This is a genomic window from Streptomyces sp. NPDC056948 (assembly GCF_042674225.1).
Taxonomy (GTDB): domain Bacteria; phylum Actinomycetota; class Actinomycetes; order Streptomycetales; family Streptomycetaceae; genus Streptomyces; species Streptomyces purpurascens.
This window is the reverse complement of record NZ_JBHUQX010000352.1, coordinates 1-10,169: the sequence shown is the minus strand read 5'-3', so window position 1 is coordinate 10,169 and position 10,169 is coordinate 1. Positions and strand designations below refer to the sequence as shown.

11 protein-coding genes are annotated in these 10,169 nt (G+C 69.9%); 5 read left to right on the top strand and 6 right to left on the bottom strand.

The genetic code is table 11. The annotated features are described in order from the left end of the window. Positions 1 to 67: 67 nt before the first annotated feature. Positions 68 to 748, bottom strand: a complete 681-nt coding sequence (locus ACFTZL_RS33760; protein WP_030243122.1) for a response regulator transcription factor — start codon at positions 746 to 748, stop codon at positions 68 to 70. Next, positions 745 to 2,037 (bottom strand): sensor histidine kinase, encoded by a 1,293-nt coding sequence (locus tag ACFTZL_RS33755; RefSeq protein ID WP_382590728.1) that lies wholly within the window; start codon positions 2,035 to 2,037, stop codon positions 745 to 747. Before ACFTZL_RS33755 ends, ACFTZL_RS33760 begins: the two co-directional genes overlap by 4 nt. A 264-nt stretch (positions 2,038 to 2,301) precedes the next feature. On the opposite strand from ACFTZL_RS33755, the gene phoU reads away from it, so the two are divergent. From phoU to ACFTZL_RS33740, 3 genes are all read left to right on the top strand, one after another. Beyond that, positions 2,302 to 3,006 (top strand): phosphate signaling complex protein PhoU, encoded by a 705-nt coding sequence (gene phoU, locus ACFTZL_RS33750; RefSeq protein WP_382590725.1) that lies wholly within the window; start codon positions 2,302 to 2,304, stop codon positions 3,004 to 3,006. Positions 3,007 to 3,162: 156 nt separating this feature from the next. Continuing rightward, entirely contained in the window at positions 3,163 to 3,318 is a 156-nt protein-coding gene (locus tag ACFTZL_RS33745; RefSeq protein ID WP_184599362.1) for a hypothetical protein, read from the top strand. A gap of 113 nt (positions 3,319 to 3,431) precedes the next feature. Beyond that, complete coding sequence (locus tag ACFTZL_RS33740) at positions 3,432 to 3,683, top strand: SCO4226 family nickel-binding protein (protein WP_382590722.1); 252 nt, start codon at positions 3,432 to 3,434, stop codon at positions 3,681 to 3,683. Here the strand turns inward: ACFTZL_RS33740 and ACFTZL_RS33735 are convergent. After that, a complete protein-coding gene (locus ACFTZL_RS33735) occupies positions 3,677 to 4,987 on the bottom strand; it encodes a serine hydrolase domain-containing protein (RefSeq protein WP_382590719.1) in 1,311 nt (436 codons plus the stop codon). The two genes, ACFTZL_RS33740 and ACFTZL_RS33735, sit on opposite strands and share 7 nt — an antisense overlap. Before the next feature lie 57 nt (positions 4,988 to 5,044). Then, a complete protein-coding gene (locus ACFTZL_RS33730; protein ID WP_382590716.1) occupies positions 5,045 to 6,400 on the bottom strand; it encodes an MDR family MFS transporter in 1,356 nt (451 codons plus the stop codon). A gap of 148 nt (positions 6,401 to 6,548) precedes the next feature. Here ACFTZL_RS33730 and ACFTZL_RS33725 point away from each other — a divergent pair, with 148 nt between their 5' ends. After that, positions 6,549 to 7,310, top strand: a complete 762-nt coding sequence (locus ACFTZL_RS33725) for a phosphoglyceromutase (protein WP_382590713.1) — start codon at positions 6,549 to 6,551, stop codon at positions 7,308 to 7,310. An 80-nt stretch (positions 7,311 to 7,390) separates the two neighbouring features. Here ACFTZL_RS33725 and ACFTZL_RS33720 read toward each other — a convergent pair whose 3' ends face one another. Both ACFTZL_RS33720 and ACFTZL_RS33715 read right to left on the bottom strand, forming a co-directional pair. Beyond that, positions 7,391 to 7,924, bottom strand: a complete 534-nt coding sequence (locus tag ACFTZL_RS33720; RefSeq protein WP_382590710.1) for a DUF6415 family natural product biosynthesis protein — start codon at positions 7,922 to 7,924, stop codon at positions 7,391 to 7,393. Then, the gene (locus ACFTZL_RS33715; RefSeq protein WP_382590707.1) at positions 7,921 to 8,391 is read right to left on the bottom strand and encodes a hypothetical protein; all 471 of its coding nucleotides are present in this window, start codon (positions 8,389 to 8,391) and stop codon (positions 7,921 to 7,923) included. The genes ACFTZL_RS33720 and ACFTZL_RS33715 overlap by 4 nt, the downstream gene beginning before the upstream one ends. A 198-nt stretch (positions 8,392 to 8,589) precedes the next feature. Here ACFTZL_RS33715 and ACFTZL_RS33710 point away from each other — a divergent pair, with 198 nt between their 5' ends. Continuing rightward, on the top strand, positions 8,590 to 9,837 hold the full coding sequence (locus ACFTZL_RS33710; RefSeq protein ID WP_382590705.1) for a helix-turn-helix domain-containing protein: 1,248 nt from the start codon (positions 8,590 to 8,592) through the stop codon (positions 9,835 to 9,837). Positions 9,838 to 10,169 lie beyond the last annotated feature (332 nt).

The following is a 10,169-nucleotide window of genomic DNA, read 5'->3' as shown; positions in this document are numbered from 1 at the left end:
CCTCCTGGAGGTCCCGCCCCTTCTGTTTCCGTGGCCGGCGTGCGGCCTACGGCTCGAACTTCGCGGCCTACGGCTCGAACTTGTAGCCCAGGCCGCGGACCGTCACCAGGTAGCGCGGGGCTCCCGGGTCCGGCTCGATCTTGGCGCGCAGGCGCTTGACGTGGACGTCGAGGGTCTTGGTGTCACCGACGTAGTCGGCGCCCCAGACCCGGTCGATGAGCTGCATGCGGGTCAGGACACGCCCGGCGTTGCGCAGCAGCATCTCCAGCAGGTCGAACTCCTTCAGCGGCAGGTCGATCTTGGTGCCGCCGACGGTGACCACGTGCCGGTCGACGTCCATACGGACCGGGCCGGCCTCCAGCGCGGCGGGGGTCACCTCCTCGGGCTCACCGCGGCGGCGCAGCACGGCCCTGATGCGGGCGACCAGCTCGCGCGAGGAGAACGGCTTGGTGACGTAGTCGTCGGCTCCTATCTCCAGGCCTACGACCTTGTCGATCTCGCTGTCCTTGGCGGTCACCATGATGACGGGGACATTGGAGCGGCCGCGCAGCTGGCGGCACACCTCGGTGCCCGGCAGGCCGGGCAGCATCAGGTCGAGGAGGACGAGGTCGGCGCCGTTGCGCTCGAACTCGTCGAGTCCGTCGGGGCCCGTGGTCGCGACCGCGACCTCGAAGCCCTCCTTGCGGAGCATGTACGACAGGGCGTCGGAGAAGGACTCCTCGTCCTCGACGACGAGCACTCGGGTCACGGAAGGACCTCCGGGGCAGGAAGCGTTTCGTACGCGGTTGATTCGGGGGATGTGGGGGTGGACCGCCCGGCCTCCTCGTCGAGGCCCGCGCCTCCTGCGCGTTCATCTCGGGCGGGCTGCTGATGTGCGCGGTCGCGGGCCGCACCGGCCTCCGGCAGCCGCAGGGTGAAGGTGGAGCCCTGGTTCTCGGCACTCCACACCGAGACCTCCCCGCCGTGCGAGGCGGCCACGTGCTTCACGATCGCCAGCCCCAGTCCCGTACCACCGGTGGCACGGGAGCGAGCGGGGTCGACGCGGTAGAAGCGCTCGAAGATGCGCTCCTTGTCCCTGTCGGAGATGCCGATGCCCTGGTCGGTGACGGCGATCTCGATGTGCTCCCCGCCGGACGCGTTCACCTTACGGGCGGCTATGCCGACGCGGGTGCGGGCGGGCGAGTAGTTGACCGCGTTCTCGACGAGGTTGCCGAGTGCAGCGGCGAGCTGGCCGCGGTTTCCCCATACGTGCAGGTCGGCGGTGCCGCCCGCGGCCATGGTGATCTGTTTGGTGCCGGCCTGGTGCCGGCAGCGGTCGATGGCCTCGGCGACGAGTTCGTCGACGCGGACCGGCTCGGCGTCCTCCAGCGGGTCGTCGTTCTGCACCCGCGACAGGTCGATGAGCTCCTGCACCAGGCTGGTCAGCCGGGTGGCCTCGATCTGCATGCGTCCGGCGAACCGCTCCACTGCCTCGGGGTCGTCGGAGGCGTCCATGACGGCCTCGGAGAGCAGCGAGAGGGCGCCGACCGGGGTCTTCAGCTCGTGGCTCACGTTGGCGACGAAGTCGCGCCGGACCGCCTCGATGCGGCGGGCCTCGGTGAGGTCCTCCACGAGCAGCAGCACCAGCCGGGAGCCGAGCGGCGCGACCCGCGCGGAGACGGCCAAGGCCTCACCGCGTCCGGTACCGCGCCGCGGCAGGTCCAGCTCCACCTGGCGTATCTCCCCGTCGCGCCTGGTGTCCCGGGCCATCTGCAGCATCGGCTCGACGGCGAGCTTGCCGCCGCGGACCAGCCCGAGGGCGTACGCCGCCGAGCTTGCCTTGACCACGGCATCCGCCTCGTCGAGTACGACGGCGGAGGACCTGAGGACCGACAGGACGGTGTCCACGCCCGGCGGAAGCACCGGGTCCGTGTGCAGGGAGGTACGGGTGGGGCGCTTCTGCTCGCGCTCGCTCCACCGGAACGCCAGCATGGCGATGACACCGGTGAGCACCCCGGCGATCGCAGCCACTGCGGCGACCGCCGCGTTCACGTCCATGCACCCAGGTTAGGCATGGCTCGGGCGCGGGCCACAGCCGTCGGAGTGCGACCTCGAACACTCGTCGCCCAGAGTTCACCTTGGAGCCAGTATTGGTTCATTTGGGATGACGGAAACGGACGCGTACAGGCCGGAACGTGGGAGCGTGGGGTTCGGACCGTTGGTAATACGACGGTCGTACCGCCGGTTGTTCGGTGGGCCCCGGCTCGTTCGGTGGGCCCCGGCCCTCGAACCCCCGACACAGACGCACGAGAGGGAAGCCTGATGCGGGACGCGTACCACGAGGAACTGGACTCGATCAGCGACAGTCTGGTGGAAATGGCCCGGCTGGTCGGATCGGCGATCGGGCGCGCCACCACCGCCATGCTCGACTCCGACCTGAAGCTGGCCGAGAACGTCATCGAGGCCGACCAGAAGGTCGACGAGCTCCAGCACGACCTGGAGGCCCGGGCCATAGCCCTGCTGGCACGGCAGCAGCCGGTGGCGACGGATCTGCGCATCGTCGTCACGTCGCTGCGCATGTCGGCCGATCTGGAGCGCTCGGGCGACCTCGCCCAGCACGTGGCGAAGCTCGCGCGCCTGCGCTACCCGGACCGCGCGGTCCCGAGCGACCTGCACGCCACCATCCTGGAGATGGGCCAGCTCGCCCAGCGCCTGATGGCCAAGGCCGCCGAGGTGATCATCACCAAGGACGTCGACCTGGCGCTCCAGCTCGAGCAGGACGACGACGAGATGGACCTGCTGCACCGCACGCTCTTCCAGCACCTGATGGACGACCGCTGGAAGCACGGCATCGAGACGGCCGTGGACGTCACGCTGCTGGGCCGTTACTACGAGCGGTTCGCCGACCACGCGGTCTCGGTCGCCAAGCGCGTCGTGTACCTGGTCACGGGCGAGCACGCCGACGAGCTCCAGACGGATGTGCAGCCGGAGATCCAGGCGGTGGCGCCGGAGGCGGAGAGCGCCTGAGCGGGGAGCAGGGCAGGGGGTCGGGTCGGCTGAGGCCGGGCGGGCCGGGGGGCGGGTGAGGATCGGCCGGGGCGCGCGGAAGCCTCAGTGCGCCGTTGATGCGCCCAGCGGAACGGGCATCCAATGGGCACAGGCACCAGCCTCGAGGAGGAACCCATGGCCGATTCCCCCAGCACCACGCCCGACCCCACGCAGGAGCGCGAGACCGAGCAGCCCGCCGAGATCAGGAACCTGACCCTGATCGCCGCGTGCGGCTGCGGCTCGGGCTGCGGCTGCGGGTGTCAGTCGGGCAGCCCCTGCCAGTGCGGCTGAATTCTGTAGGGCTCCGGAGGTTCGCCTCCGGGGCCCTACGGCGTTGAGGTCGCCCCGGTGCTCGTACGGGCGGAGCATGGACTGAAGGGTTCGTACGGAAGGAGGCGCGGGCCATGGCCAAGTTCATGGATGTCCACCACAGCATGAAGGGCATCACGGAAGAGCAGTTGCGCGAGGCCCACAACGCGGACCTCGCCATTGAGGGCGAGGAGCGCGTCCACTTCGAGAAGGCCTGGGCGGACCCGGAGTCCGGCCACGTCTACTGCCTCTCCGAGGCGCCCTCGGCCGAAGCGATCCAGCGCGTTCACGAGCGCGCCGGGCACAAGGCCGACGAGATTCATCCGGTGCCGTTGTCGATTCAGTGAGGTGAGGTGAGCGGCCGGCGGCAGAACTCGGTCTCGACAGCGGCGTCCTCCAGTCGCTGCTCGCCCCAGTCGCCGTTGCGGTTCATGGTCATGACCTGCCGGCCGTCCGCCGAGGCGAGGGTCCGGGTCGCGGAGCCGGGGATCATGCCGCCGTGGCCCCAGGCCCAGCAGCCCTCCGCGAGCTTGAAGTGCCGTATGCCGAGTCCGTAGACGTCCTGCGGACCGCCGTGCCCCTTGTCCCCGTCGACAGGGACGGCGTCGAGCAGTTGCCGCTGCTGTGCGGGCAGCAGCAGCTCACCGGCGAGCAGGCTGGACAGGAAGGTGTTCACATCGCCGACCGTGGAGATCATCTGGCCTGCGGAGAAGGCGACCGTGGGGCTGAACTCGGTGACGTCGCGCACCTTCGCCCCCGGCCCGTCCTCGAAGAGCGTGGAGTAGTGCCGGGCGTGGGGTGAGGGCAGTCGGGGCGAGGTGCCCGGCACGCTCGTGCCGTGCAGGCCGAGGGGCCGTATGACGAGGCGCTCGACCTCGTGCGCGTAACTGCGGCCGGTGGCCTTCTCCATGACCATGCCGGCGAGGACGTAGTTGGTGTCCGAGTAGTCCCACCTGCCGGGGCGGCCGGGCCTGCTGCCCTGCTCCGGCTGGAAGTTCGGCGGGTGGGCGAGCGCGATGTCCACCAGGTCCTCCGGGGACCATCGGACGTGCCGGTTGCGGTCGAACTCGTCGCCCGCGTACTTGGCCCGGAAGCCGGCGTCCATGTTGTAGTCGAAGATCCCGCTCGTGTGGTTGAGCAGGTGCCGCACGGTGATGTGCCGGGGCCGGTACCCCTTGCCTCGCACCACCCCCGGCAGCCACGTGGCCACGCTGTCGTCCAGCGACAGCTTCCCCTCGGCTTCGAGCTTCAGGAGCACGGTGGCGGTGAAGGTCTTGGTCACGCTGGCGATACGGAACCTGTCGTGCGCGTTCCGCGGCCGCTCGGAACCCAGCTTCCGGACACCGGCCCGGCCGTCCCACACGCCGTGCCGGTCGCGTACCTGGGCGATGACGCCGGGGGTGCCCTGGGCGACGATCTCGCTCAGGACGGCCTGGGTCTTCTGATGTGCGGCCTGGCCTTTCGCCTGGCCTGTTGCCTGGCCCTTTGCCTGGCCTGTTGCCTGGCCTGTTGCCTCTCCCTCTGCCGGTAATCGGGGCGGAGGGGGATGGGACGGACCGGCCAGGGCGGTGGTGGCGACGGCGAGCGTGGCAAGACCGGCGAGGGCGGTGAGGAGGAGACGCGACGACTTCTGCTGTCCGTGGTGAGCCATGGAAACAGCTCATCAAGCGCCGTGTCCGCACACCATCGGGAACATCCCGGAACGGGATCAGGGGCCGGAGGCGGAACCCTCGGGGACCTGCCCTAGGGCCTCCGCGGCAGGCTCCCCCTGCTGCTTGTCCCCTTGCTTCTCCTGCGTCGTCTCCCACGGCAGCCGCCGCATCAGCACCCCGTATCCCAGCCCGGCCACCGTCCCGACCACCGCGCACAGCCCCCACAGCCACTCCGCGCCGACCCGGTCGATGACGAAGCCGGACAGCAGCGGGGCGACGAGGGCGGCGACGGACCAGGACATCGTGTACATGCCCTGGTAGCGGCCGCGTCCGTGCAGCGGGGAGAGCCGGACGACCAGGCCGGTCTGCGTCGGGGCGTTGACGATCTCGGCCAGCGTCCAGACGCACACCGTGAGGGCGATGACGCCGACCGACCCGGCGAAGGCGGTGAGCGCGAAGCCGTACCCCGCGAGGAGGGAGGAGAGGACGAGCAACCGGCGGGGGTCGCGGTGCTCGATGAACCGGGTGACGGGGATCTGGAGGACGACGATCAGTACGCCGTTCACGGCGATCGCCATGCCGTACTCGGCCGGCGTGAACCCGGCCTCACCCATCGCCACCGGCAGCCCCACCGCCCCCTGCTGGAAGATCAGCGCGACGAGGAAGGACAGCCCGACGACGCTCATGAAGCGCCCGTCGCGCAGCACGGTGCCGAGGCTGACGGAGTCGTCGCGGTCGGCCTTGGCGCTCACCGTCTCGGCCGGCTCGGCCCTCTCGGCCGGCTCGGCCCTCTCGGCCGTCTCGTTCGTCTCGGCCGGCTTCGATTCCGGCAGCCTCAGGAAGACGAGGATCGCGCAGGCCATCGTCATGCCGGCCTCGATCAGGAACCCGGCGCGGTAGCTGACCTCGGCGATGAACCCCGCGGCCATGGAGGAGACGGCGAAACCGAGGTTGATGGCCCAGTAGTTCAAGGAGAAGGCGCGGATACGGTCCTCGGGCCGCACGATGTCCGCCATCATCGCCTGCACGGCCGGCCGGGAGGCGTTGCTCGCCATGCCGACGAGGAAGGCGACACCGGCGATCGTGACCGGGTCGCGCACGAACCCGAGGAGCGCGACGGACACGGCGGTCGAGGCCTGCGCGATGAGGAGCGTCGGCCGCCGGCCCAGCCGGTCGGCCATCACCCCGCCGCCCAGCGAGGAGATCACTCCGCCGAGCCCGTGCAGGGCGGCGACCAGACCGGCGTACGTGGCGGAGTAGCCGCGGTCGAGCGTCAGGTACAGCGCCATGAAGGTGGCGACGAAGGCGCCGAGCCGGTTGACGAGCGTGCTGGTCCACAGCCACCAGAACTCACGGGGCAGCCCCGAGACGGTCTCCTGGACGGCACGTCTGGCGCGGACGGCGTACGGCATGGACTCCCCCGGATGTAAGTGGCGCGCATGGGAGTCACAAATTACGAGGGCCTGCTTGACGGCGGCCACTCAATTAACAGATCCGGTCAAGCGTCCGCCTGCCGGGCAGCCACGCGAACGGGCGAATGCGTGGATTACGCTCTGGGGCATGGCCGACGCACCGTACAAGCTGATCCTCCTCCGCCACGGCGAGAGCGAGTGGAACGAGAAGAACCTGTTCACCGGCTGGGTGGACGTCAACCTCACCGCGAAGGGCGAGAAGGAGGCGACGCGCGGCGGCGAGCTGCTCAAGGACGCCGGCCTGCTCCCCGACGTCGTGCACACGTCCCTCCAGAAGCGCGCCATCCGCACGGCGCAGCTCTCCCTGGAGTCCGCCGACCGCCTCTGGATCCCGGTCCACCGCAGCTGGCGCCTGAACGAGCGCCACTACGGCGCCCTGCAGGGCAAGGACAAGGCGCAGACGCTCGCCGAGTTCGGCGAGGAGCAGTTCATGCTGTGGCGCCGGTCCTACGACACCCCGCCCCCGGCGCTGGACGTCGACGCCGAGTACTCCCAGTTCTCCGACCCGCGCTACGCGACCCTCCCGCCGGAGCTGCGCCCGCAGACGGAGTGCCTCAAGGACGTCGTCAACCGGATGCTCCCGTACTGGTTCGACGCGATCGTCCCGGACCTGCTGACGGGCAAGACGGTCCTGGTCGCGGCCCACGGAAACTCGCTGCGCGCCCTGGTCAAGCACCTCGACGGCATCTCCGACGAGAACATCGCGGGCCTCAACATCCCGACGGGCATCCCGCTGTCCTACGAACTCGACGCGGACTTCAAGCCGGTGAACCCCGGGGGGACGTACCTGGACCCCGAGGCGGCTGCTGCGGCTATTGAGGCGGTCAAGAACCAGGGGAAGAAGAAGTAATTCGACGTCCCTTAGGCCCCCGACCTGCGGTTTCTTCGCGGGGCGGGGGTTTTTTGGTGTTGGTTGGCCATCCCTGGTCCTCAGAGGCCACTCCCGAAGAGCGGGCTGCGCCGGGCCTGCCGGTACTCCTCGTAGAGCCGGTCCCCGGTCACGCAGCTGCCGACGGCCTCGCCGTTGTCATCCACGGTCCGGCAGTCCCGGCACGCGGGGCAGTGCAGCAGCATGCGCAGGTACGCGGCTCGCTCGGGGGCGTTCGGGCACTGGTGGTCCTCGTTCTCGTAGTGATCGCACAGGGTGCGGACGGACCGGGCGAGGCGTTGCGTGTGAGCGACCTGGGCAGACAGGCTGCGGCCGGGCTGGACACTCAGCCGCAACCGCGCTTCCCCGACACAGAACAACGCACAAGCCCTCGCCACGCTCTCTTCGGGCAGAGCCAGCGCCGCCGTCTCGACCTCGGGGACGGCCAGTGTGAGGTGTCCGTGCAGCTGGAGCGTGAGCGTCTCCAGCCTGTCCTGCGGGGGCACCTCGGTGTCCGTCGCGCGGAACCGGTCCGCACAGGCACGCATGGTCTCGAGGTCCAGCGGTGGTGCTGCCTTGCTCTTGGGCGTGGTCATGACTCGTCCTCGTCACCGAGGCAGCGACCCGCCATCGCGAGAGCCAGCACGTCGACCGCCATGCCCAGCCGACCCGGCCGGACGAGGGGCACAGTCCAGTAGGACGCCCGCGTCTGCTCATCGAATGCGGTGCGGTCGGCTCGCGGCACTCCGAGGTACGTGCCCTCGCCCAAGCACTCCGCGACCGGCGTGCACCACATCTGTGCGGTGCCGGGCGGTACGAGGGCGTAGTAGCGGCGGAAGCCCGGATCGTGAATGACCGGGGCGCCGCTGAGGCACCGGGCCAGCCGATCGCTCACCGTGTCCCGATCGGCGCTCGCGACCGCCCGATGCACGACCCGCTCAGGCAGACGAACCGCCTCGAAGACCCTTCCCAACGGAATCACGGCGAGCTTCGCGGCACCGCTCCACTCTCCACGCGCGGTGTCCGGTGACGGATGAGCGGATGCCAGCCACCGCTCGACCATCCCGCAGTCCGGCGAACTCACCGGGGATGGGCAGGAGACCCCCGGGAACCTAATCTCTGTCATGTCGACGCTCCTCAGCAGCGTTGGCCACGCCCCGGGACCGGTCGCACGGTCGCCGGGGTCCTTGCAGGAAGACCCTTGCGCCAGGCGCCGATTACTCCCATCCCAAGCCCCATAGGAGCGCCCTATATTGGAGCTATGGGGGACTTCCGCACGGACCTCTGGTCCCATCCCGCACTCGCCTCAGCCGTCACCGAGGAAGACTGGGGCCAGGTCTTCCGCACCTACCGCAAGCTCACCGGCCTGAGCCAGACCAAGCTCGGTGAACGCATCGGCCTGGTCCAACCCGACGTCTCCGACATCGAACGCGGACAGCGCCGAGTCACCTCGCTCGAAGTGCGGCAGCGCATCACGGCCGGGCTCGATATCCCACCGTTCCTGCACACTTCGGGGGAGCAACCGAAGACGGCACCGGTCCCCGCGCTCTCCCTCGCCGGCCCCGGCCCCGACGAAGACCTCCTGGCCCGCGTCACCAGCGTCGTCGACACGACACACCGCGTGGACGCCCCCACCCTGGACTGGCTGGACCGCCTGCTCGCCGAACACCGCCGCGCAGAGGACGTGATCGGCTCCCGCCCCCTCGTCGAGGTGATGCGCCGACAACTCCACACCGTCGTCGACCTCTACGCTGCCGCCCGCGGCCCGCTCGCCGACCGCGTGGTCCGCCTCGCCTCCGAACACGCCCAATTCCTCGCCTGGATGGCCCAGGACCAAGGCCGGACGGCCGCCGCACTGGCCTGGTACGACCGCAGCCACGAATGGGCCCTGGAAGCCGGCGACGCCGACATGGCCGCAACCACCCTCAGCATGAAGGCCCACATGGCCTGGTCCGGCGGACGCGGCACCCGCTGCGTACGACTCGCCGAAGCCGCCCGCTGGTCCGCCCCCGGCACATCCCTCGGCGTCCAGGGCATGGCCGCCCAAATGGCCGCCCGCGGACACGCCCTCAACGGCGACGCCGACGACGCCGAACGCCACCTGGACGACGCCCAGGCCCTCATCAGCCGGGCCGCCGAGCACCCCGAGGACGAGCCCCCGTGGATGTACTTCTACGGCGAAACCTGGTTCACCCTGCAACGAGGCATGGCCGCACTGCACCTACGGAACTGGCAGACAGCCACCGCCCACCTCACAACCGGCCTGAACGCCCTGCCCGACGAATACCGACGCGACAGAACCTGGTACCAGTCCTGCCTCACACACGCCCTCGCCGCCGCAGGTGAAGCAACTCAAGCCCTCACGGTAGCCACGACGACCATCCCCGACGCCTCAGCCATCGGCCGCCCCCACTCCTGGAACGAACTCCACACCACAGCGGCGGTTCTCCTGCGACGCCGATCCAACGAAGGACACCAACTGGTCGCCGCACTACGAGAACACGACTGAGAAGGCTCGGGCGCCACGGCTACCACCAACTGAGTTACAACCTTCTCTACAGGTTCAAGCCCGGCTGCGCCGACGCCCGCCCACAGGTGGATAGGCCCGGGGGTCATGAGTCGTCGAGCACCCGATCTGTGCGGCCCAGGTTCACAGACGATGCCTCCGGCGGGGGATCGGCCGGCACCGGGTGGGAGGGGGCGCCGTTCCCGGCTGCGGGCACATCGTGGCGAGCATGGTGGGCTCCCATCCCGTCCACCATCGACCCAGGCTGAGCCGAGCAGACGCGGTTCATGGCGTCCAGGTCGTTCGTACAGTGGCGCGCTCCACCTGGACGCCAT